16 protein-coding genes and 1 pseudogene are annotated in these 23,298 nt (G+C 63.2%); 5 read left to right on the top strand and 12 right to left on the bottom strand.

All coding sequences use genetic code 11. From position 1 onward, the window contains the following. Positions 1-14: 14 nt before the first annotated feature. The 6 genes and pseudogenes from LK12_RS18740 to LK12_RS18715 all read right to left on the bottom strand — a co-directional run. Entirely contained in the window at positions 15-839 is an 825-nt protein-coding gene (locus tag LK12_RS18740; RefSeq protein WP_039287482.1) for an urea amidolyase associated protein UAAP1, read from the bottom strand. Then, positions 836-1,315 carry a CopG family ribbon-helix-helix protein gene (locus LK12_RS18735; RefSeq protein ID WP_039287479.1) on the bottom strand — a complete coding sequence of 160 codons (480 nt, stop codon included), beginning with the start codon at positions 1,313-1,315 and terminating at the stop codon, positions 836-838. The genes LK12_RS18740 and LK12_RS18735 overlap by 4 nt, the downstream gene beginning before the upstream one ends. 12 nt (positions 1,316-1,327) lie before the next feature. Next, positions 1,328-2,110, bottom strand: coding sequence for an ABC transporter ATP-binding protein (locus LK12_RS18730; protein ID WP_039287477.1), 783 nt, complete (start codon positions 2,108-2,110; stop codon positions 1,328-1,330). Continuing rightward, positions 2,107-2,922: an ABC transporter permease gene (locus LK12_RS18725; RefSeq protein WP_039287474.1), complete on the bottom strand. Its 816-nt coding sequence runs from the start codon at positions 2,920-2,922 to the stop codon at positions 2,107-2,109. Before LK12_RS18725 ends, LK12_RS18730 begins: the two co-directional genes overlap by 4 nt. A 35-nt stretch (positions 2,923-2,957) precedes the next feature. Then, positions 2,958-4,040, bottom strand: a complete 1,083-nt coding sequence (locus LK12_RS18720; protein WP_039287472.1) for a putative urea ABC transporter substrate-binding protein — start codon at positions 4,038-4,040, stop codon at positions 2,958-2,960. A 402-nt stretch (positions 4,041-4,442) separates the two neighbouring features. Continuing rightward, a pseudogene (locus tag LK12_RS18715) lies at positions 4,443-4,886 on the bottom strand (CopG family ribbon-helix-helix protein); the annotation flags it as partial. A gap of 693 nt (positions 4,887-5,579) precedes the next feature. Here LK12_RS18715 and LK12_RS18710 point away from each other — a divergent pair. Both LK12_RS18710 and LK12_RS18705 read left to right on the top strand, forming a co-directional pair. Further along, on the top strand, positions 5,580-6,581 hold the full coding sequence (locus tag LK12_RS18710) for a sterol desaturase family protein (RefSeq protein WP_082010642.1): 1,002 nt from the start codon (positions 5,580-5,582) through the stop codon (positions 6,579-6,581). Between the two features lie 211 nt (positions 6,582-6,792). Next, positions 6,793-9,156 carry a TonB-dependent receptor gene (locus LK12_RS18705; RefSeq protein WP_331454155.1) on the top strand — a complete coding sequence of 788 codons (2,364 nt, stop codon included), beginning with the start codon at positions 6,793-6,795 and terminating at the stop codon, positions 9,154-9,156. A gap of 156 nt (positions 9,157-9,312) precedes the next feature. On the opposite strand, the gene LK12_RS18700 is transcribed toward LK12_RS18705, so the two are convergent. From LK12_RS18700 to LK12_RS18685, 4 genes are all read right to left on the bottom strand, one after another. Next, the gene (locus LK12_RS18700) at positions 9,313-10,872 is read right to left on the bottom strand and encodes a tetratricopeptide repeat-containing sulfotransferase family protein (RefSeq protein WP_052223605.1); all 1,560 of its coding nucleotides are present in this window, start codon (positions 10,870-10,872) and stop codon (positions 9,313-9,315) included. A gap of 165 nt (positions 10,873-11,037) precedes the next feature. Next, positions 11,038-11,988: an SDR family NAD(P)-dependent oxidoreductase gene (locus tag LK12_RS18695; protein ID WP_052223604.1), complete on the bottom strand. Its 951-nt coding sequence runs from the start codon at positions 11,986-11,988 to the stop codon at positions 11,038-11,040. A 36-nt stretch (positions 11,989-12,024) separates the two neighbouring features. After that, positions 12,025-13,248 (bottom strand): cytochrome P450, encoded by a 1,224-nt coding sequence (locus LK12_RS18690; RefSeq protein WP_197063600.1) that lies wholly within the window; start codon positions 13,246-13,248, stop codon positions 12,025-12,027. 32 nt (positions 13,249-13,280) lie between these two features. Then, positions 13,281-14,441, bottom strand: a complete 1,161-nt coding sequence (locus LK12_RS18685; protein WP_052223603.1) for an LLM class flavin-dependent oxidoreductase — start codon at positions 14,439-14,441, stop codon at positions 13,281-13,283. A gap of 200 nt (positions 14,442-14,641) precedes the next feature. On the opposite strand from LK12_RS18685, the gene LK12_RS23970 reads away from it, so the two are divergent. From LK12_RS23970 to LK12_RS18670, 3 genes are all read left to right on the top strand, one after another. Continuing rightward, positions 14,642-15,220, top strand: coding sequence for a TetR/AcrR family transcriptional regulator (locus LK12_RS23970; protein ID WP_052223602.1), 579 nt, complete (start codon positions 14,642-14,644; stop codon positions 15,218-15,220). Between the two features lie 135 nt (positions 15,221-15,355). Continuing rightward, the gene (locus tag LK12_RS18675) at positions 15,356-16,369 is read left to right on the top strand and encodes a toll/interleukin-1 receptor domain-containing protein (protein ID WP_039287463.1); all 1,014 of its coding nucleotides are present in this window, start codon (positions 15,356-15,358) and stop codon (positions 16,367-16,369) included. Between the two features lie 27 nt (positions 16,370-16,396). Beyond that, the gene (locus tag LK12_RS18670) at positions 16,397-18,169 is read left to right on the top strand and encodes an adenylate/guanylate cyclase domain-containing protein (protein ID WP_039287460.1); all 1,773 of its coding nucleotides are present in this window, start codon (positions 16,397-16,399) and stop codon (positions 18,167-18,169) included. 20 nt (positions 18,170-18,189) lie between these two features. Here the strand turns inward: LK12_RS18670 and LK12_RS18665 are convergent, their stop codons facing one another. Together LK12_RS18665 and LK12_RS18660 are read right to left on the bottom strand one after the other, a co-directional pair. Next, entirely contained in the window at positions 18,190-20,211 is a 2,022-nt protein-coding gene (locus LK12_RS18665; RefSeq protein ID WP_039287456.1) for an MGH1-like glycoside hydrolase domain-containing protein, read from the bottom strand. 139 nt (positions 20,212-20,350) lie between these two features. Continuing rightward, positions 20,351-23,140, bottom strand: coding sequence for a TonB-dependent receptor (locus LK12_RS18660; RefSeq protein ID WP_039287453.1), 2,790 nt, complete (start codon positions 23,138-23,140; stop codon positions 20,351-20,353). Positions 23,141-23,298: the final 158 nt, after the last annotated feature.

The raw sequence follows: 23,298 nt of genomic DNA, 5'->3' as shown, positions 1-23,298 counted from the left end.
TGCTGCCTGTCCTTTCAGCGACGGAAGTAGTCTTCGACGTTCTTGAAGGCGCGCAGGCCTTCGGGCGTGTCGGTGCGGATCGGATCGTCTTCGGGCGTTAACGGCCCGCGCCAAGCGGTGGCGCGCAGCGGCGTGACCGACCATTCTTCGCGCGGATCGAGCACGTGCGGGCAGTTCGCGATCACCACGATCACGTCCATTTCCGCGCGCAGCACCACGCTGCGCCCCGGTTCGAACGGTCCGACCAGCGGCGTGATGGTGCCGTCGGATTCGATCCGCGTGCCCTTGAACAGGTTGACGCAGGGATGCACGTCGCGCCGGCCCAGGCCGTGCTTGCCGGCCCCGAGCAGGAAGCGGTCGCGGCCGCTGGGGTAGGGGCCGCTGTTGCGGCCATTGCCGTATCGGGCGGCATTGGTCGCCGCATTGGACGTTCCGCTGAAGCAGTCGTGGGTGCCTGCATCGTCCTCCAGGATGCTCAGGAGAACGCGTCCCATGTCCGACAGCAGCAGCTTTCCCGCGCCGAGATAGGCGTTCCATTGCACTTTCACGGTGTCGGCGACGTTGAGCCGTTCGGTGGGCATTTCCGCGTTGAAAACGAGCAGCGAGGCGCAGGCGTCGCCCTTGAGGTCGATCAGCCGCAGGCGCGTGCCGCGCGAAAGCCGCCGCGTGGCATAGCCGCCGGCTGCGATGGTTTCCTCCCAAAGCAGGTCCTGCGCGGAAACGCCCGTGGGCAGGTCGTCCGCGACCGGGGGCAGCACCGGCATGCTTTCGGTCACGGTGCCTTCCATCCCCCGCGCGTGATCGCGTGCGGCAAGAGGGTTCGCCAAGGTCTCGGTCATGCGCTGGCTCCGATATCGGTAGGGGTGCCGCCATCCTGTTCGTACAGGGGCGGCATGAGGGACGTCGTGGTGACGAGCTCCAGTTGCTGCACGCCGCGGACGCGCCGAATGGCGTCGCAAAGCTCCTTGAGCCTTACGGCCGGGCCCTGGACGAGCAGAACCTCGAGCGACTGGTCGTCCTCCAGGAAGACATGCTGCGAGGAGATGACTTCCTTGAGATAGTTGGCCTGGGTCTGCGACAGGAGATGCCGCACGCGGCCGCGCTCGCTGCGGTAGACCAGGGTGATCGTGCCGGCGAGCATCTCGTCGGGACGCGTGAGCGATTCATGCTCGGCAAGGGCATGGCGGATCAGTTCGGCGATCAGCTGCGAGCGGGACGGCAGGTCGCGCTCCGCCACCATCGTGTCGAGCTGTCTGAAGAGGTCTGCCGGAAGGCTCATGCTGAGACGGGCCAGGCTGGAAGATTCGGAGCTCATGTGCATCCTCTCTCAATTATTACCAATATCGTCAATGGTAATACTATCGGATTCGCAATCGGCTTCGTCGGTGCGGTTGCGAAGAGGAAGGTCGTAGACGACGGTCGCGCCGTAGCGGTGAGGGGCGTGTGGGTCGTGGCGGCGCTTGTCGAGCGTCAGCACACGGGTTCCGAGGCTGAAGGCTTCCCGGATATCGTGCGTCACCATGATGATGGTCAGCGAATAGTCACGCCACAGGCGGGTGATGAGCGCGTGCATGTCGGCGCGAATGCCGGGATCGAGGGCGCCGAACGGTTCGTCGAGAAGCAGGATGCGGGGGCGCTGCACCAGGGCCTGCGCGATCGCCAGTCGCTGCTGCATGCCGCCGGACATCTGGGCCGGGTAGAGGTCGAGACTGTCTCCCAGACCGACCGCTTCGAGCATGGCGACGGCTTCGTCCCGCGCGGCACGGCGGGCCGAACCGAACAGGCGCCCTGACAGCGGGGCCTTCGGGCATTCCAGGCCGAACATGGTGTTTCGCAGGACCGAGAGATGCGGGAACACCGAATAGCGCTGGAACACCACGCCGCGATCGGGCCCGCATTCCGGTACCAGCGGGATTCCGTCGAGCAGAACGGTCCCGCGCGTCGGCGCTTCCTGGCCGAGGATGAGGCGCAGGAAGCTGCTCTTCCCCGCGCCGGAGGGGCCGACGATCGAGACGAAGGCCTGGGCTGCGATGTCGAGGTCGAGCTTTTCGATGACGATCCTGTCGCCGTATTCGACCCAGACGTCGCGGAGGCTGAGCAGCGCGCTCAATGGCCCGCTCCATGCGCCCAGGGGAACAATCGCCGGCTGAGATAGGTGAGCGTGAAGTCCATGATGATCGCGAGCAGGGCGATCCAGGCCACGTAGGGCAGGATCACGTCCATCGACAGGTAACGGCGAACGAGGAAGATGCGGTATCCGAGGCCGACGTCCGAGGCGATCGCTTCGGCAGAGATCAGGAACACCCAGGCCGGCCCCAGTGCGAGACGCATGGCGTGCAGGAGGCGCGGCATGGCTTGCGGCAATGCGACGCGGATCATCACCTGCCAACTGCTGGCCCCCAGCGTCTGGGCCTTGATGATCTGTTCTCGCGGCAGGGCTTCGACATGCGCGGCGATGTCGCGGATCATGACCGGCGCGATGCCCACCACGATGAGGGCGATCTTGGCGGTTTCCCCCAGGCCGAGGGCAATGAACAGTATCGGCAGCAGGGCGATCGGCGGAATTACGGCAATTCCGGTCACCAGCGGTCCGAAGGTCGCGCGAACGGGGGGCAGTATGCCCAGGGCAAGCCCCACCATTAGCGCCATCAGTGTCGAGATCCCGAGGCCGATGCCCAGTCTTTCCAGGCTTGCCAGCGTATCGGCCCAGAAAACCAGCTGTCCCGACAGCTTGTCCGGCTCGAACATGAGGGCGGACATGCTCTGTGCCATGGTGCCGGGCAGCGGCAGTATCTTGTCCGCCGGGTTGGCGGCATGGCGGCTTGCCGCCATGACCAGATAGACCACCACCAGCAGCAGGATCGGCAGCGACCCGAGCAAAAGGCGATCGCTTCGCCGAACTTGACGATTAACCCAACGCATTATTGGCAATCACCTTGGCTAGGGATTTGAGGCAATCAGAGCTTGCCGTCGGCCGCCATCTTCATGAAGCTTTCGTCGAAACGCAGCGTCACGTTCTGCGGGTCGCCGAGCGTCTTGCCTCCCGGAAAGGCCATGCCGATCGCGTCTGCCGAGGTGGCGCCGTTGAACAGGCCTTTCGAATAACTGAAATCGCGCACGCGGGTCATGGTGGTGATCAGCGCCGGCGCTTCGGTCGCCGCCACTGCGGCGCTCGGATCGGCATAGAGGTATGTCGTGGCCAACTGGTTGTCGAAGGCCTCGGGCGTCGCTCCCGCCAGCTTGGCCATGGCCGCGCGCGCTTCCTTTCCGGTTTCGTCCTTGCGCTGCATCAGGCCAACCGTTTCGTACCAGATCCCCGCCAGTGCCTTGCCCAGCTTGGGATTGGCCTTGAGCGTATCGGTGTCGACCACCAGCAGATCGAGGATTTCGCCTGGAATATCGGCGGAGCTGAACACCTCGTGGGCGCTGGGCTGTTCCTTCATCACGGAAAGCTGCGGGTTCCAGGCGACGGCCGCTTTCACGTCCGGGCTGGCGAAGGCACCGACGATGTCGGCATCCGCCGTGTTGACGGTGTTCACGTCGCGCAGCGTCATGCCGACCGAATTCAGGCCGCGGGCCAGCAGGTAGTGGGAAACCGAGAGTTCCACGAGGTTGACCTGCCTGCCCTTGATGTCCTTGAGGTTGTCGGAGCCTTTCAGCACAATCCCGTCATTGCCGTTCGAATAGTCGCCGACGATGATGGCGCTGGTATCCTTGCCGCCCGCTGCGGGAATGGTGAGGGCGTCCATGTTCGCCACGGTCACGCCATCGAGCTTGCCGGCGGTGAACTGGTTCACCGATTCGACGTAGTCGTTGACCTGGACGATGTTGATCTTGATCCCGTACTTGTCGGCCCATTTCTTCACGATCCCGGCTTGCTGCGCATAGGGCCAGGGCATCCAGCCGGCATAGATCGACCAACCGATATTGAATTCCTGGCGCTCGCCGGATTCCTCGCCGGAGGGCTTGGAGCAAGCGGTTGCGAGAAGTGCGCCAGCCATCACTGCGACCATGGCTGCCTTGCGGATCGATACGATCATGTCGGGGTCCCCTTTCGCAGTGCAGCATTGCGTGATTCGCCTAGCTTGTCCATCGAAAAATATTACGCGGGTGAATAAATGTAATACCCACGGCAGGCGTAGCGGGCCTGGCATGCCGTCGCGCGGGCCATGCACGGCAGCTACCATTCCTCGAGCAAGGCGCACGAGGCAGGGGCATCGCGGTCTTTTCGAAACCAGCGCGAAGGTGAGACGGGGGGGAGCTTGTTCGTCGCCCGCAGCCTTTACCTGCGGTGTCTAGAGGGGGACGACCTCGGCGACCTTTCGCGCAGCACCCTGCTTCCCGTCACTCGCCTTCTTCGCAGGTGCGGTGCGGGTTTTTGCGCCGTTACCAGCCTTGTCTGCCTCAAGTTTGCGAGCCGTCGCCGTCCCGTTTCGCAGGTTGTCCTGCTCGTGCAACGGCGGCAGCAGGGCTGTCGTGGTCACGAGCTGGAGCTGTTGCACGCCGCGAACGCTGCGCAATGCATCGCAAAGTTCCGTCAAGCGGACGGCCGGACCCTGTACCAGCAGAACCTCGAGCGACTGGTCGTCCTCGAGGAAGACGTGCTGGGACGAGATCACTTCCTTCAGGTATTCGACCTGACTATCGGCCAACTGCTGGCGCACCCGGCCCCTGTCGCCTCGATAGACCAGGGTGATCGTACCGGCGAGCATGTCTTCTGGCCGCGTTCGGGCTTCGTGCTCTGCAAGCGCGTGGCGGATCAGTTCTGCAATCAGTTGCGACCGGGACGGCAGTCCGCGTTCTTCGACCATGACGTCCAGCTGCCGAAACAGATCGGCGGGAAGACTCATGCTGAGCCGTGCAAGACTGCTGGATTCGTTGCTCATGCCGCTGTCCTCTCAAACGTTATCTTTGACGCGGTATCGATCATTTATCCTCGCGCGCGAGGGCAGGGCAGTTTTCTGGGAAACGTTCCTCAGGCCAACACCCCTATGCACTGATATTACCAATAATGCAATTTGTAGTACCGTGGCATTGGCTCCAGATCGGACCGGTCTGCAAACCCCGGGTCTATTTTCGGGAAAGCCTACGGTAAAGGGCTGGCTCCAGATTTTGCATATTTTCCGGCGATTTATGTCAAAGGCGGGAGCGGGACGCACTGCTGCGACGCACAAGCCCCTTGTTATGGCGGGTGCGCTAGCAACAAGGCAGCCTCGCCGATCCGCTTCTGCCGATGCCGGAGATCGTCGGTGGCGATAGCACCTGCAGTAGATGAAGAGCCGCTGCAGTCGAATCGCCGCGAACGAGGCTTCCTGTGGCGAATGTGCACCATCGGGCGTGCGCATCCGCCTTTCAGGACGAGCGGTGTTGGCGGCATGATCCGACGCGTTGCTGCTAAAACGGCGTTTTTATGACGTTTTTGTGCGCTGCGGCAATTCCTTGCGGCAGTGCGCAATTAATACGCTTGACGCAAAGCGTAATATCGATACCGTGTCACACATCGCCTGTCAGAGCGACTTCGACTGGGAGAGAAAATCTGGAGCATTGGGCCGTTCGCGGCTCGATATTGGAGATTTTCGATGGATCGATTGCCGGCCTATTCTGCGCCACCGGGCGACGAGAAAGCGCCCTCCGGTGACGCCCTGTCCTATGGGGACCGCGAACCGGCGGACAATTCCGGTGACCGCGAATGGAGCGCCACCAAGAAGCTTCTTGTCGATCTGCTGCCGCCAGCAACCGTGGCGGTGATCGTCCTGTTCTGGGCCTTCGGTCCCAAGTCCTGGATCGACAATTCGTGGTCGATCATCGTCGCGGGCGGGCTCACGACGGCATTCGTGCAAGCGCTCGAGTGGTTTTTCGAGCGCCACGCCGGCTGGCGTCTGAACTGGCGCGAATTCGCCACGGACTTCTTTTACGTGATCCTCGGCTATACCGTCATTTCCTGGGTGACGGACACGCTGGCCGAACAGCCGCTGCTGTCTGCCAAGGAAACGCTGGGCATCACCACGGAATGGGCCATGAACATGCCATTCCTTGCCCAGGTCGCCCTGGTGATCTTCCTCTATGAATTCGGTCAGTACTGGATGCATCGGTTGATGCACGACTGGCATCCCTTCTGGCTTACCCACGCGCCGCACCACCACATCACGCAGTTGAACGCGATGAAAGGGGCGGTGGGCAACCCGATCGAGCTGTTCCTCATCAGTCTTAGCGTGGTTTCGCTGTTCGACCTGCAGCCAGCGGCCGTGTTCTGTGCGTTCAACGTGACCGGCGCGGTATCCAGCTTCGCCCATGCAAACGTGCGCTCCGATCCGCCCAAGTTCTACTCGTTCTTCTTCACCACGATCCGGCACCACAGCCTGCATCACTCGGTGACGTACGAAGACACCCGCTGCAACTATGGCAACTCGCTGATCCTGATCGATCGCTTGTTGGGTACATATCGCGAGGGTGAATCCGCCATCGTCGGTCAGGATGACCGCAAGCGCCTGTCGATCTGGGAGCAATTCATCTTTCCGTTCAAACCCATGATCGACTGGATCCAGGCGAAACGTAACCAACCATCGTCCACAGCCCATTGATTCGAGGCGCTCGTCCGCGGCGACCTTGGATCGCACGCCGCGACGGGCCCAAAAAATTGCAAGCAATACGCGCGTCAACCCGCCACCGCCCAAGGTGATCGGCCCGCCGCGCAGAGATCAAAACGAAGTGAACGCTCAGGTTCTGACTCGAGGGAGTCAGGGCACGGGACAACTTTATCCAAAAAAAGGGGGTTAGCATATGTCGTATCGAGTGAACCGTAAGGCGGGGCTTCTGTCCGCGACAATATTCACAAGCGTCGCGCTCGCCACGCCCGCACTGGCCGACGATGCGGCAGAGGCAGGCTACGAAGGCCAGACCATCGTCGTCTCGGCGACCCGTCGCGACACGACGCTGATCGAAACGCCGATCAACATCTCCGCGATCGGTGCGGACGAACTCGAGCACGAACAGATCGACGACATGCGCGATCTCAGCGCCTTTACGCCCGGCCTGACGGTTATCGACAACGGCGCACGCGCATCGGGCACGATCGTCATGCGCGGCTTGTCTGCCGACGACACCGCAGCAGGCGGCGGCAACAACGGCGACAACGCCATCGGCATGTACCTCGGCGAAGTGCCGATGTACTACGACTTCAAGCTGATCGACATGAACCGCGTCGAAGTGCTGCTGGGCCCGCAAGGCACGCTCTACGGTCTGGGCACCCTGGCCGGCGCCATGCGGTACATGCCCAATCGTCCCGATCCCACGAAGTTCTCGGTCGAGGCCAGCGGCCGTGTCTTCGACATGGCCCACTCGGGCGACGTCGGGTATTCCGGCTATGCGACGCTGAACATCCCGCTGGCCGAGAAGATCGCATTCCGCACCACCACCGGCTACTACGATACGCCCGGCTTCATCGACTATCCCTACCTCCTGCAGACGCCCGGCGTCTCGCTGCCGCAGCCCGGCACGCTGGCCAATCCGCTTGGCAGCGCTGAGGACAAGGCCGCCAACTTCAAGGAAGCCAAGGACGTCAACTACGACCACACGTTCACGTCGCGAAACCAGATCGGGTTCGTGGACGACGACTTCCAGGTCTTCGTGACCTACGCCTATCAGAAGACCAAGACGGGCGGCCGCCAGGCCACCGGCGGAGGCGTGGTCGGCGAGGGCAAGTACGAGGCCCCGTGGCGCTACCTCGAGCCGGCAACGCGCGAAGGCCAGCTGATTTCGCTTGAGGCGACGGGCAACGTGATGGACTTCATGGATGTGGTCTTCGTCTCCGCCTATACCCAGCGCAAGACGTCCTACCACGGCGACAATACCGACCTTCTGATCGACCTCGACTACGACTACGAGCTGTTCCCGGCTTTCTCGAGCTACAACCAGTCGAACCAGAAGGAATACGAATACACCAACGAAGTCCGACTGGTCTCGACCTTCGACAGCCCGCTCAGCTTCGTGGCCGGCGCCTTCTGGAACCGCCAGAACTACCGCTCGAACTACGATGAATATACGCCGGGCTTCGGCGCCTGGGCCCTGGAGAACTGGGGCATCGATATCGGTACTGAGGACCACGAATACTCGTCGTACGTGCGCACCAAGACCGATGAAAAAGGCCTCTACGGCGAAGCGACCTGGCATTTCACGCCTGACATCCAGATCACCGGCGGCCTGCGCTACTACAAGTACGACGCCTGGATCGATGGCGGCAGCTACCTGCCCTACTGGCAGAGCGACTACCGTTCGCGCTCGGGTTCCACCTCCGACGACGGCCTTGTGTACAAGATCAACGCCTCGTGGAACGTCACGCCGGACGTGCTGGTCTGGGGCACCTACTCGACCGGCTATCGCATCGGCGGCGTGAACCGCGTTGCGCCCTGCGTCCTGCCGCTCCCGCCGGGCCAGAACCTGTGCGCGCTCGAAAACGAGCTCGATTACGGCCCCGACAAGGTGAAGAACGCCGAGATCGGTGTCCGCGCCCAGTTGTTCGACAACAGGCTCTCGTTCAGCCTCTCCGGCTACCATGTCGACTGGAACGGCATCCAGCTGGCGGGTCAGACCGTCAACGGCGCCATCGGCATCACCGTCAATGGCGGCAAGGCTGTCTCGAAGGGGATCGACTTCTCGTTCAACGCCAACCCGTTCCCCGGCTTCAACATCCGCGGCAACTATTCCTACCTCGATGCGCACCTGACCGAGGACGTGCTCCAGTTGCTTTCCGTGGCCGGGGGCGATCTGGTGGACGTCTATGCGGGTGACCGCCTGCCGGGCTCGACCAAGAATTCCGGCGCGCTCGGCGCGACCTACGAATTCCCCGTCGGCTTGAACTCGGTCGTCCTGGGCTGGACCGCTACCTACATGGGCGGCATCTACACCCGCACGGGCCTTCGTGGCGGCGGCGAGCGCCTGCCGTCCTACACGATGCATCGCGCGACCGTGACCTACAAGGCCGAGAACTACGAGGTGTCGCTCTTCGCGAACAACATCTTCGACAAGTACGCGATCACCGGCGTCAGCAACGACCTGACCCGCAAGGGTCTCGTCAACGACGGCGTCATCTCGCGCTACTACGCGCAAAGCGTTGCCACGCCGCGTGTCATCGGTCTCGAGGCGCGCATCAAATACTGAGGGCCTGAGGGTCGCACCCAGTTACCCACACTGAAAGGCGGCATCGCGCAAGCGGTGCCGCCTCTTTTTCGTCATACCGAGCGACGCCGTGGCTACGGCCGGATTCTGCCTGAACGGGGCCGTAGCCACGGCGTTGCGCAGCGCGAAATTCCGCGCTCAGTCTATCGCGATGCCTTGCGCCTCGAAGTATGCGCGCACTTCTGCCATGCCCTCGGCGTGGGTCTTCCAGCGGCCGATGCCCTCGGTATTGAGACTGCGCCGGACCTGTGCCGCGCTGGGCGTGGCGACTGCAGCCCGGTTCTCGTGGAAGGCGAGGCAGGCCGGGGCCCACGACAGGCCGCAGTGTTCCAGCAGCCGGCGCGTCTGCGCTTCCTGGTCGAGGACCAGCGCTTCGTATCCGAACTGCAGGACGCGGCCGGGGTAAAGCCGGTCCCAGAAAGCCATGAGCCGGTCGAACCGGGCGTAGTATCGCGCCGTGTCGAGCAAGTCGTAGGAGTAGGCGTAGTAGGCCGACTGGGTCGCGAAGAGATTGCGGAAATTGCTCCAGACCGTGTCCATGGGATTGCGCCGCAGGCACACGATGCGGGCATTCGGCAGGCTGCGGACAATGTGGCCGACATGCAGGAAGTTGGCGGGGAGCTTGTCTACGTAGCGCGCAGCGCCGGCGGGCCGGTGGTGTGCGGCCCGGGCAAGGTAGAGTTGCCCGATTTTCGCGGGATCGGCGGCCATTGCCGCCTGCGCGGTTTCCGGATCGATCACCTGCCGGGAGCGGGTGCCTGCAGCCTGCTTGACCGCCAGCGGCATGGCCTGAAGTTCTCCGGCCGAGGCCACCTCGGGATGCGACGAGAGGATGCGGTCGACGAGCGTCGTCCCCGTCCGTGGCATGCCGACGACGAAGATTGCCGAGGCGTCCGAGAGGCCGGAAGAGGCTGCGGGACCGGCCGATGCAAACGCGGCCTCGATGGCATCGAAGTTGGCTTCGTCCTGCGCGAAGTCGTAGCGGATCTGCCGCTTGTAATCGGTGTTGGCTTGCAGAAGCGTCGCAAAGGCCCGGTCTGCTTCGCCGATGTCCTCCAGTTCCTTGGCCAGCGCGTAGCGCAGGCGCACCAGATCCTGCGGGTCCCGCGCCCGCGCTGCAGCGGCTTCGAGACGCGAGACGTGGTTCGCTTCGCGCGATTGGCGCGAGAGGATGGCCAGCCCATAGTGGCTGCGGGCATTGCCCGGATCGGCGGCAAGGATGGCTTCGTAGTGTTCGCGCGCGGCATCGACGCGTCCGGTGAACCCGCAAGCGGCAGCGAGATTGTAACGGTAGTCGAGATTGCCGGGCTCGCGCGCTACGGCGCCCTCGAAAGGCCGGATCGAGGTTTCGTGATCGCCCAGCCGTGCGAGCACGCATCCCACCGTGTCGAGCGTGCGCGCATCGTCGCTGCCCCGTTCGAGCACCCGGCGGACCGCTTCGGCGGCCTCCCCGTCGCGCCGGAGGAGGATCAGCAGGCGCGCGTGCTGGGCCAGATACTCGCTGTTGTCGGGATCGCGTTCCAGCGCCTGTTCGATGAGAGGGAGCGCCTTGCCCATCTGTCCGGCCTCGGCGGCTACCAAGGCCAGCAGGAAGTACCCCTCGCCATCCCGGGGACGGGCCTGGATCAGTGCCTGCGCTGCCGAACCGGCGGCAGGAAGGTCGCCTCGCTGCAATGCTTCGCGGGCAGACTGCGTCACGCGGCAATCCGCAAGCAGACCGGACGAACAGGGTCTGCCCGACAGGTTTCGGTGGTGGTCAAAGTCCCGGGATTCCGCTCGATCACAAAAACGAGCGTAAACGCACATGGCGGTCCTGACAATCGCCGCCACCCTGCTTTTCGGGAGCGCGGCCGCTGCTCGCGGTCAGGCCTGCTCCTGCCGTTCCTCTGCCGCCTCGTAGGGACGAATGCCCCATTCGGACGTGTCCATGGCAGCCAGTCCGACCGTCTCGGCGCCGGTCTCGTCCATGACTTCGTCGAAGCGCTCGGCAATGGTTTCGACGGTCTGCTCGCGGTCGCTGAAGCCCTTGGTTCGCGCTATGAAGCAACGCTGGACGTCGCCGCCGACGGAATCGATGCACTCTCCGTTCACCGGACAGCTTTCGTGGGCAAGGAAGACTACGGCGGGGGCACAGAGTTCGGGCTGCAGGCTTTGCTTCGAGTGCGCGAGCAGCGGGGAATCGTCTTCGAACGAGGAAATCACCATGCGCGTGTAGGCGCCCGGGCTCACCGCGTTGACTTTGATACCGTGGGCCTGCCCTTCGGCGGCGAGACCACGCGTGAGCGACCATGTGCCGCCCTTGGTCGTCGCATAGATCACCTGATCGACATAGCCGGTCATCGAGCCCGACGTGATGTTGACGATGCGGCCATAGCCCTGCGCCTTCATCAGCGGCCAGACGGCCCGCACCATCCAGACCGAGCCGAGCACGTTCACCTCTACGTGCCGTTCGATGTCGCGGTCGCTGATCTCGTCGAACGGGGCATTGATGCAGACACCGGCATTGTTCACGAGAATGTCGACGCGACCGAAGGCATCTGTGGCCTTTTGGACCACGGCCTTCGCGCCTTCGGAAGTCGCCACCGAGCCTTCGGCGGCTATCGCCTTTCCGCCCGCCGCGCGGATTTCTTCCGCAACGGTCTCAGCCGAGGCCATGCCCGGATAGTGGCGGGCTTCGGGATCGCGGCTGATATCGTTGACGACGACGTTCGCGCCCCGCTGGCCGAACAGCAGTGCATAGGAGCGGCCCAGGCTGGGGTTGCCGCCGGCACCGGTCACGATCACGGTCTGTCCGTCGAAACGCAGTTCGTTCATTTCATCCTCCTTGCCCATTCTCGTTGGTCAGCCCCATCAGGCTGCGACCGCGACGGGATCGAATTCGACCGGCAGCCCGCGAATGCCCCAGGCGCCGGGGAAGGGACGCCAGCCACGCGCGCCGGTCGTGCGCGGGTTTACGAGGCGCTGGGCGATCAGGTGCAGGCCCTCCTGAATGAGCGCCTGTGCGAGGTACTGACCAAGGCAGATATGGGGCCCCAGCCCGAAGGCGATGTGCTTCGTCTCGGCCTTGCGGTCGGGATCGAAGCGGTCGGGATCGCTGACGTAGCGATCGTCGTGGACGGCAATGCTCATCGGGAACCAGACGATCGAGCCCTTTTCCAGAACGACCCCCTGGTATTCCATGTCCTCGAGCAGCACGCGCTGGGTCGAGGTCGTGGAATGGTAGCGCAGCGCCTCTTCGACCACGCGCTTGGTGTAATCAAAATCGCGTGCCACCCGCTCGTAGATTTCGGGACGCGGGATCAGCAGGTTCATGATCAGCGTCGTCATGTTCTTCGAGGTGTCGTACCCCGCGACGAACAGGAAGATCAGCAGCTCGTGCAGCTCCAGATCAGTCAGCTCGTCGCGGTCGCGGATGGCGATCAGCATGTCGAGCAGATCTTCCTGACTCTCGTGCGGCGAAGCGCGGCGCTGGGCGACCAGATCGATGACGAACTGCTCCATCTGTTCGACGCCCTTCTGCATGGCTGGCAGCCAGCGCTTGTCCATGCTGGTGGACAGGCCGATCGCTTCCATGGCCGAGCGCAGGCCCGGCACGACCGACGGGGACGCGCCGATCATCCGGCACATCACCGAGATCGGATAGTAGCTGGCGAACTCCTCGAAATCGAAGCTTCCGCGCGGGGCCCATTCGTCGAGCAGCTCCGTCATGGTGCGCTGCATCAGCGGGCGCAGTTCGTTCATGCGGCGCGGCGTGAAGGAGGCCTGCAGCATGTCGCGATAGCGCTTGTGGGCCGGCCCCATCTGATTGAGCATGTGGCGCTTCTGGAAGTCGCCCCAGCGGGTGCCTTCGGCGTCCATGATCTCGACGATCTGGTTATAGAGCTGCCCCATCTCGCCTTCGCGCGCGAAGAGCTCGCGCATCGCCTTGTAGTCGGTCACGACATAGCCCAGCACCCAGCGCGCCAGCCAGGGATGCTGCGCGCGCGCGCGTTCGAAATGCGGGATGGGATCGGCGGCGAAATCGTCGGTCTCCATCTCGAGATAGGGTAGCTCCAGGTCCTGGCCTTTTTGCATCATCCTTCTCCTTCGATATTATTCTATGCCGGTCAGCCTGCCTTGCGTCCGGTCTTCTTTTCCCACTGGGCAAATGCCGCGTCCGCGCCAGCCGTGCGCTGGCTTTCGAGCCGGTCGATGGCGTTGGTGAGATCGCCATAGCTGGACTGCCGGTTGCGGTTGGTGCCGGCGAAATGCGGCATGACGAAGCGGGCGTAGAGTTCGTAGCTCTTCTTGGTCTCTTCCCACTCCGCCCAGTTATGCGCCTGCAGCAGGACCACGCCGAACTCTCCCTGCTTGGCCTGCAGCTTCTCGATCATGGCGATGGCATCGTCGGGCGTACCGATCACGGCGCGCCCGGCATTCACGAGCAGTTCGGCCGGATCGCCGGCACCCGACATGCCGCGCATCCCTGCCGGCGCCACCCGGTCGAAATACTCGACCCAGCGCGCGAGCCCCTCGGCCACGTCGGCGCGGGCCTTTTCGCGCGTCGCCGCCACGTGCATCGGGACGACAAGGCGCAGCTTGGCGGGGTCCATCTCCACGCCGTTTTCGGCGGCGACCTCGTTGGCGATCTTCCAGTTCTCGTCGAGGACATCGAAGCCGGCGGTCTCGGTCGCGGCGACGCACAACATGCCGAAGCCATACTTGCCCGCCAGCATGCCGCCCGAGGGGGTGATGGCACTGGCGACGGCGATCTCCGGGTGCGGCTGGGTATAGGGCAACAGGTGCGTGCGCGCCTTGTTAAGCGTGTACCAGTCCGTCTTGTGCGTCACTTCCTCGCCGCGCAACAGCGGCACGATGATCTCCGCCACTTCGGTCAGCTTCTCGCGCAGGCTCTTGATGTCGACGCCGATCATGTCGGCATCGGTGGGCAGGAGGCCGGGGCCCATGCCGAACATCACGCGCCCCATCGTCATGTGATCGAGCTGGAGGATGCGGTTCACGACCATCAGCGGGTTGTGATAGGGCATCGAGACGACGCCCGTCCCCAGCCGGATGCGCGAGGTGCGCTCGGCGGCAGCGGCAATCATTAGTTCCGGCGAACAGATGGTTTCCCAGCCGGTTGAATGATGTTCGCCGAACCAGGCTTCCGCGAAGCCGAGCCGATCGACCCATTCGACGATCTCCAGATCGCGCCGAAGGCCGATGGTCGGGCTTTCGTTGACGTCATGATAGGGGGCTATGAACAGCCCGTGCTGCAACGTGGACACTGCGTTTTCCTCTCCCACAAGTCCCTTGCCGGGTGCCGCGATCTTTCGTGGCCGCGGCGCCCGTTGCGGACCATTGAGCCGGTTCTAGAAGAATTCCGCGCACGTTTGAAAAACACTTGTTTCACGAAGCACATTTCGGTGCTGCACGGGACATGCGGGGCCGATTGCAAATTGCGGAAGGCTCGCGCAAACCACGGCCTATGAGGGTCGACCCGGACAAGCGTCGTAAGGACATCGCGCAGGTGACGATAGACCTTGTCGCGCGCGAAGGCCTGGCTGCAGCCACGTTCCGGCGCATCGCTGCCGAAGGCGGCTGGAGCACGGCGTCGATCACCAACTACTTCGTGGACAAGCAGGACCTGCTGGTCTGGACGTTTCAGCTTCTCTCTGAAGAGGGAGAAAGGCGTTTCGAAGAAGCCATGGCGGCCTCCGCCAAGGACCCGGTACCGGCACTGCTGACCATGGTCCCGTGGTGCCCGGCAAATGTCCGGCGCTGGAAGGCCTACCTGGCGTTCTGGGATGCAGCCGTTCGCGATCCGGAACTGGCCTCGCTGCTGGCAAACAGTACCAGCGTGGGCATGGACCTGCTCGATCGTCTGGTGCGCCGGTCATGGCCCGACGCCAGCGATACGCAGCCGGCCGTCGAACTGCTGAATGCAACAGTGCAGGGTATCGCCTTGCAGATTCTGGTCGATCAGAAGCAGTGGAGCGAAGTAAAGATCCGCAACATCCTGTTGGAATCGCATAACGGGATAGTCGGACGGTTCGCAGCGCCTTGAAAAGGTGATCGCTCTATCGGCGGGCGACGGCGGCACGCTCACATATCTTTGTATCGATTATTTTTTTGCACCGATTGTCCTCAAGGTCCCGCGAATGTTATCCCGGTCCGAGAAGACCGGCAGTGGGTGGGGATCATGGCAGATATTTTCATAAGCTATTCGCGGAGCGACAGGGATCGTTGCTTGGCGATCCGCAAGGCGCTCGAGGACTTGAAGGTCAGCGTCTGGTCGGATTCGGGGATAGGTGCGGGATCATCCTTCGACCGCGAGATCGAACGCGAGATCGAAGCTTCCAGAGCGCTGCTCGTACTATGGTCCGGCCAGTCCGTGGACTCGGACTGGGTCCGCAACGAAGCGCGCACGGGCAAGGAGCGCAGTGGCCTGATCGCGGTCCAGCTCGAACCGTGCCAGTTGCCGCTGGAATTCCGCTCAGTCCAGGCCGAAGTGCTTCCGGAAGGTGCCGAAGGGACTGCCAATTCCACCTGGCTGGGCATTCTTTCGCGTATCGGGGAGCTGGTAGGAAGGCCGGGGCTGGCTGACTATGCGCGCATCTGTTCCGAAGGCAGTCTCGACGACTGGAAACGCTGGCTCGCAAAGCATCCCGAAGACCCGCTGGCACCCGACGCCATCGACGGTATCGCGGAGCGGGCGATGCCCGGAATGCGTCAAGAGCTCGCAAGCGAACGGACGAAACGTTCGGCCCTGGAAGCCGAACTTGCAGAGCACGTCGAGGCATCTAAGGCGAGGTCCACGGAAATTGCTACAAACGCCAGGGAGCTGGTGCGGTTGCGCGGCGAACTCGACGATGCCCGAAGTGGCTTGAGCGAGGCGGAAAGGGAACTGGCTCGGTTCAGAAGGGCGTCGGGAAGCAATTCGGGCTTCGACGATGGCGGCCTGTCGGGGCTCGGCATCGTGCTCGGCCACAGGCTGGCGCTCTATTTGTGCGGTCTTCTGTGGTTCGTTGCCATCTGGTTCTGCTCGGGGCCGCTGGGTCAGTTGATCAATGGTCGCGGCACGTTGACCGACGTTTTCTGGATCTGTTTCGGTATTGCCGCACTGTTCGTGCCCGCCGCGATCGTCACGATGAAGATCCTGCGAAAGCGCCGCGCGCTGGAGCGGGAATCGGAGGGCTTGGCCGTTCAGGACTGATCCTGTCTCGCGAGAAAGGAATGCGTGATGACGCCCGCTGCAATGCGAGCAAAGGCCGCTATCGCCCGCGGTGATCTCATAACCGCATACGACGAGACCGTGTCGGCGATTGCTGAGGGTGACGATTCCCTGGCAATTCGGCACCAGCAGGTTCTCGCGCTTGCCCGCATGGGCGATACGGATCGAGCGATGGAACTGTTCGAGGCGTATGATCTCGACGGTTCGGACGATCCCCACCAGCAGGCCATCGGCGCTCGCCTGCTCAAGGATCGCGCACTGGCCCTGCCGCCCGGACCGGCCCGGCAATCCGCCCTGCAAGCCGCGTTCGAGGCCTATCTCGCCATCTTCACGGAGACGGCAGATTCCTATCCGGGTATCAACGCGGCGAGCCTTGCCGCGCTATGCGGGCAGGGCGGGCAGGCGATCGGGATCGCCGAGCAGATCCTGACCGATCCCGAAGTTGCCGAACCCGGCAATTACTACATGGCCGCCACGCGTTCCGAAGCCCTGCTGCTGACCGGTCGGATCGAAGAATGCGCAGAGGCCCTGAACGAGGCAGCCGGCCTGGTCGGCAACGACTTTGGCGCCTCGTCGACCACCTGTCGCCAGCTTGAGCTGCTTGCAGGGCATACCGGGCTCGACAACGAACGCGCGCACCGCTTGCTTCGTCCGATCCGCCCGCCGCGCGTGCTTCATTTCTGCGGCCATATCTTCGCGTCCGACAGAAAGGCGGAAGCCGCGATCCTAGGCGGGATCGACCGGTTTCTCGAGGAACGCAACATCGGCTTTGCCTACGGCGCCGTCGCGGCGGGCGCGGATATCCTCATTGCAGAGGCGGTGCTCGCACGTGGTGGAGAACTGCATGTCGTGCTGCCGTTCGCTCTAGGGGACTTCGTCGAGCAGTCCGTCAGGCCGGCCGGTGAAGAGTGGGTGGGACGGTTCGAGCGCTGCCTGGAGGCCGCCACCAGCCAGACGCTGGCTACCGAAATGGCCTATGTCGGCGATCCGCAACAATTCGCCTATGCCAGCCGGGTTGCCATGGGGCTGGCCACGCTGCGCGCCCAGCATCTCGGCAGTTCCGCGCTGCAGCTTGCGGTGTGGGATGGCAAGGGTGCCGACGGAGTGGCAGGCACAGGGGCCGACGTTTCGGTCTGGCGCAAGTACGGCGGGGAAACCGTCGTGATCGATCCCGGCCGTGTCGATCGGGCGTTCCAGCGCCCCCCGACGCGTGAATTTGCGGGCGACGAACGGTCGCTGGCGGCGATTATCTTCACCGATTTCCCGGGGTTTTCGAGCCTTGCCGAAGAGGCGCTGCCGCCGTTCTGGAACGGCGTGATGCGCAGCATCGCGGATGTCCTGCACGAACATGGGGACGACGTCCTTACCAAGAACAGCTGGGGCGACGCGCTCTACGCGATCGCCTCCAGCGCCCGGGCGGCGGCCGACATAGCGCTGCAGTTGCAGGACAGGCTTAAGGGATTCGACTATGCCACGCTCGGCCTGGAGCAGGGCACCGGTATGCGCATCGGTGCGCACTACGGCCCGGCCTATCGCATGATCGACCACATCACCGGTCAATTGAATTTCTATGGTACCGAAGTGTCCCGCGCAGCCCGGATCGAGCCGGTCACGCCGCCCGGAGAAGTGTTCGTCACAGAGCCTTTTGCGGCGATCCTCGCGCTCGAATCCGTCGAAAGGTACCGCTGCCGGTATGTGGGGCGTATCGAGCTTGCCAAGGGATATGGCGTCTATCCGATGTACTGGCTGACACGCCTTTCGCAGAACGCACCTGCAAGCTGAATCCGACGAGCGGGATCGTTCTAGAACGCCTTTACCTCGACGAGGCGGACGGCGCGCCCACGCGAGGGCTTCATGGTCACCCGGAGGCGCGACATGGGGGCCCGCGGCCAGCTTAGGCGCGTCACGCCGTTGGCTATGGGAACAGCCCGAGCCAAGGGCTGCCAATGGCCATCCTGCCAGCGTTCGACAGCCACTGCGGAGGGAGCTGAGTATTGCTTTCCGTCGTCGAAAAAGGCGAGCTCGGCGATGCTGACGTCCACGGGCTTTCCGAAGTCCACCTCGTACCATTGGCGCCGCGTGGAAGGTGCGGAGACCCAACCGTTGGGCAATTCCGGGTAGAACCAGACGCGGCCGTCGATGGCGTCGTGCAGGTTTTCAGGTTCGCTGGCGGACGAGGCACTGGCCTTGGGAAACTGTCCGCGCACCAGTTGAACCGCCAGGTCGGTCTCGTGGGCGATCGGCGGATTTGCCTTGCGCGTGATCGGGACGGTCAGCCGGCCGAGCGTTGCGCGGGTGGCAACTCGCTTGCCATCGATGTCGACGGAGATGCCTGCGCCGTGTCCGTAATGGCTTCCGTCCGCATCCCACGTGACGGCGATCTTGTGGCCGTGGTAGGGAACGTCCTCGGCCCGAAACCATGCCAAAGCCTGCGGATCGCCGGAATCGGGCAGCAGCGGGTTGATCTCCAGCATGTCGTCCGCCCTCGGCCGGATGCCGACAAGGCCCGAGAGGATCAGATCGATATAGCCCGAATGGAAATAGTGGTGGCTGCGATCCAGGCCGACGATGGGCTTGCCTGACGCCGGATCGTAATCCTCCTCCAGGTCCAGCCGGTCGCCCTGGTAATGCAGCGCGGTATATTGCCGCAGCAGGCGCATGTAGGCGCTGCGGGTCACGGGGGCGGTGTTGTCGTAATGGTCGAGCAGGTTGGCCATGGCTGTCAGCACCTGCGTCGTCTGGTATGGCCAGACCGGGCCGTTCCATTGGCACTCCCGCGCCGTGCCGAGATAGCGGTACTGGCGCATGTAATAAGGATAGCTCTTTTCGACCGTGCGCATCCCCGCCTTGCCCGCGAGCGAGGCGGGATCGAGCAGATGCGTCCACGCCTGCGCGTAGCGGGGATCGTCCGGCGCGAGATCGACCATCCACGGCAGATAGCCGACAAGCTCGCGCGAGCGGATCGGCTCCCAGTAGTTCACGTAGTCGTTGTCGACCTTGTAGCGGTCGGTGAAGTGGGTGAGCTCCGGGTTCCACAGGTCGGCCAGGACGCGCGCCTGGAGTGCTTTTGCGCGCTTGGCGAAGGCGCGGGACAGGGGCTCGTTGCCAGCCAAAGCGGCAATGCGCGAAATGGCGCGGGCATTGGCGAACATGTAGCTGTTGATCGAAGGGCGGAAGGCATCGCCGCCCCGAAAACCGTCCTTCCCGCCGGAGGCATCGATGGACGAGACGGTATATTCGGTGGCGTCCAGCAGCGGCTCGATGAAGTACAGTCCCTTGGTGAAGTCGTAGTGGTCTTCCCAAAGTCCGTAGATGTGGCGCATCACCGGCAAGTGGCGGGTCACGGCCGCGCGGTCGCCGTCGACGAGGTAGCGGCCCCAGACGGAGTCCGCCATGTGATCGGTGAAATGGCGGTCGTTGCCGCCTTCGTACATGAAGTTGATGTAATCGTCGGTGAAGCGGCGATCGTTCAGCCAGCGTCCTTCGGCAATGTGGAACCCGCTGGCATCGTTGAGCGTCGCGTAGGGTTCGCGCTGCCAGTCCACGTCGTCGGCGAATTCGGTGGTGACATAGCCCTTTTCGCCCAGGTCGCGCTGGTGAGCGCGGAATATCGACCAGCGGTAGTAATAGACGGCGTCGATACGCGGGTCGGCGGATTCGAAGAACGGTATCCGGTCTTCATACCAGGGGGCGTCGTTGCCGAAACGTTCGACCGCCACGCGGTGGTGATCGATAGCGGCCGGCAGGGGGAAGGAAGAAGGCGTCGCGGCGCTACCGGCAACCAGGGCGGCCAAAGCCGCGGCATTACCTAGCCAACTGCGCAAGACGTTACTCCCTGAAGCAATCGAGAGGCTTGGCGGCCGCCCTCCGAACGCGCGGGCGAGGGAGAGGGGGGAGAGCCGGAAGGCGGCCGCCAATGGCTGGCCGGGACACAGGGAATGGCACCTGTCCCGACCAGTCAGATCATTTGAACGTGAAGCGCGCGCCTAGGGCGAACGTTCGCGCCAGTTGCAGGGTGCCCAGGTTGAACTGCTGGGAGTTCCCCACGTTGTCGAACTTGTAGTAGTTCTGCTGCTTCGACTTCGTCAGGTTGGTGGCGTCGAAGGTGATGCCGATGCTGTCCGTGACGTTCCAGGTAAGCTGGACGTCGAGACTGTCTTCCGGACGATACCAGACGCCGATCGGGTTGGCGAAGAGCCTTGCCTCGTTGTTGTGCAGGAAGCCCTTGCGCCAGACGTACGAGACGCGGGCGTTGAAGGGGCCGCGGTCGTACGCCAGCGTGGCGTTGTAGGAGAGCTTCGAGACGTCGAAGAACTGCGAAGTGGATTCGCCGGTGATGTTGCCGGCCGAGTCCGTCATCGGAATGTTCTGCTTCGAATCCAGGATGGTCACGCTGCCCTGGAAGCCAAGTCCGTCGAGGATGCTGGGAAGATAGGTCGGGAAGTAGGTCAGGCCCACTTCCACGCCCTTCAACACGCCATCCGAAGCGTTCACCGGACGGGTGATCGCGAAGTAGTCCGTCGCGCCGGCAACAATGCCGTTGTTCGGGATGTACTCCAGCACCGTGAGCGGCACGACCAGGCCCTGGATCTCGCGGCGGAAGCCGGTGACGAAGATCGCGCTGTTGCGTTCGAAATACCATTCGAGCGCAAGGTCGTAGTTCTTCGAATGCGTCGGCTTGAGGTCGGCCGTACCGGCCGTGCCGCTGCCGTAGCCGACATTGGTAAGGTCGCCGGTCAGCGAGTAGTTGGGGTTGATGTCGCCGAAGTTCGGACGACGCAGCGTTTCACCGTAGTTGAAACGGAGGCGCAGGTTCGGGGTGATCTCGTAGCGTGCAGTGAAGCTCGGGAGGAACTTCTCGGACTGGCTGCCCGACCGCGTGACTGCGCCGTTGTTGTAGCGATCGAAGAAGTTCGAATCCGTGGTCACCGACACATAGCGGACGCCACCTTGAAGTTGCAGCGGGCGCCCGAAGATCGAGACTTCCGCGTCTGCCATGATGTAGGCGGACATGGTCGCTTCGTCGATGTCGAAGGTCTTGACCAGCGACAGCGCATCGGACGTCGGCAAGCCGTAGAGGCCGCGTACCTGATCGGCGTTGCTATGCAGCCAGCTTCCGTCCGGCAGCACCCAGCTGCGCGGTACGTCGGCGATCCCCTTCATGAAATCCGAATTGGTGAAGAGGGCTTCTTCGGGGAACGTCGAGAGAGAGGCGCCGAGATAGCCGTCCTGGGTGCGAACGTAGTTCGAGGCCTTGCGGTCGTCGTAACGCAGGCCGGCCTTGATGCGGCGCAGGAAGCCTTCGTCCCACTCATAGTAGCCGTCGAGGGTGAGGGTGATTGCGCTGCCCTTGTTCTTGTCGGCGTTGTCGTAGAGCTGGGCGACGTTCCAGACGCTCGGATCGGTCAGCAGCGAATCGTCCGCGAAATGGTAGGACGGGATACCGCCGCCAGCGTTGAAGTCCGCCGTGATCTGGTTGGCCACGCGATCGGTGCGCATGGCGATGAATGTCGTCTTGTTGGTGCTGGTCTGGTAGGCGGCATCGGCAATGATCTTGCCGTGGTAGTTGGCAATGTCCCATTGGCCATTCAGCGCATAGACGTAGCTGTCGGTACGGTTTGTCGCATAGTCGCCGCTGTTGAAGCCATAGACATCGTCCACAGTGCGCGACTTGACGATGTTGGTGCCGTCATAGAGCTCGACCGGCCCGGGGTTGCCCCACCAGTCCACGAAGCTGAACTGCAGTGAGTTGAAGGTGTGGCCGCGGAAGCCGGAATAGAACATCTCGGCGCTGTAGACGGAGGTGGCGTTGGGAGCCCACTGCAGCGAAACGTTCACGGCGGGGCGTTCACGCTGGCCGTAAAGGTCCGATGAGAAGACGGCATCGCGCGAGAGGTAGTAGGGAGTCTCGACACCGTTGATGTTCAGCGTCGAGCCCGGCTCGGTGGGCAGGCCATAGTCGAGGCCCGGTTGCCAGTTGATATTGTCCGGTCCCGGGAAAATGCGCTCGAGCGGCGTCAAGCCGGAGCCGGCCGGCGGGTTCTCGGTGGCGAAGGGCACGAAGGCGCCCGCCGTGGTCGACATGTTGCGATACTTCGTCTTGCTCCAGCTCGCGTTGACCAGGATGCCGATGTCGCCAATGCCGGTTTCCCACCGGTCGCTGACAAGAAGTGCGACGTTGGGGTTATAGGAGTCCGCCTGCTCGTTGTAGATGCCGCGGGCGAGACCGGACACCGCAAAACCGGCGAAATCGAACGGGCGGCGGGTCTTGACGTCGACCTGGCCAGCAAGGCCCGTCTCGATCTGGTCGGCGGAACGCGTCTTGTAGACGTCCACCTGCTTGACGAGGTTGGCCGAGATGTCCTGCAGCGCGAAGGAGCGGCCTGCGGCCGTGAAGACCTTGCGCCCGTTCAGCGTGGTCAAGGCATCGGGAAGGCCGCGGATGGTGATGGTCGCCGCTTCGCCGCCGCCGCGGTCGGTCACCTGCACGCCGGTCACGCGCTGCAGCGCTTCGACGACGTTGTTGTCCGGCAATTTTCCCACGTCCTCGGCCACGATCGAGTCGACGATCTGGGTCGATTCCTTGCGGACGTTCAGGGCGCCAACGATCGATGCGCGAACGCCGGTAACGATGATTTCCTGAGCGTCAGTGTCCGAAACATCGCTGTTTTTCTTGTCCTGTGCATGGGCAACGCCAGCCAGGCTCAGGGCGAGAACGGATGCAGTGCAGAATGTGATTGGCTTGAGCGCCATGATCAACCCTCCCATTGAGGCTGGCCCGTACCATGCCTCTTCAAATCTCGATCGGCCTGTTATTTGTCGGAGTTATTATATGCAAGGAAAAAGTGAGGAGGCAGAAAGATTCCTGTGCGAAGTGTAACACTGCCGCCTCACGGGGTGGAAAATGGCAA

This window comes from Novosphingobium malaysiense (assembly GCF_000802225.1).
In the GTDB taxonomy this organism is placed as follows: domain Bacteria; phylum Pseudomonadota; class Alphaproteobacteria; order Sphingomonadales; family Sphingomonadaceae; genus Novosphingobium; species Novosphingobium malaysiense.
Note: the sequence above shows the minus strand (reverse complement) of the source record. Positions and strands in the feature narration are given on the sequence as shown.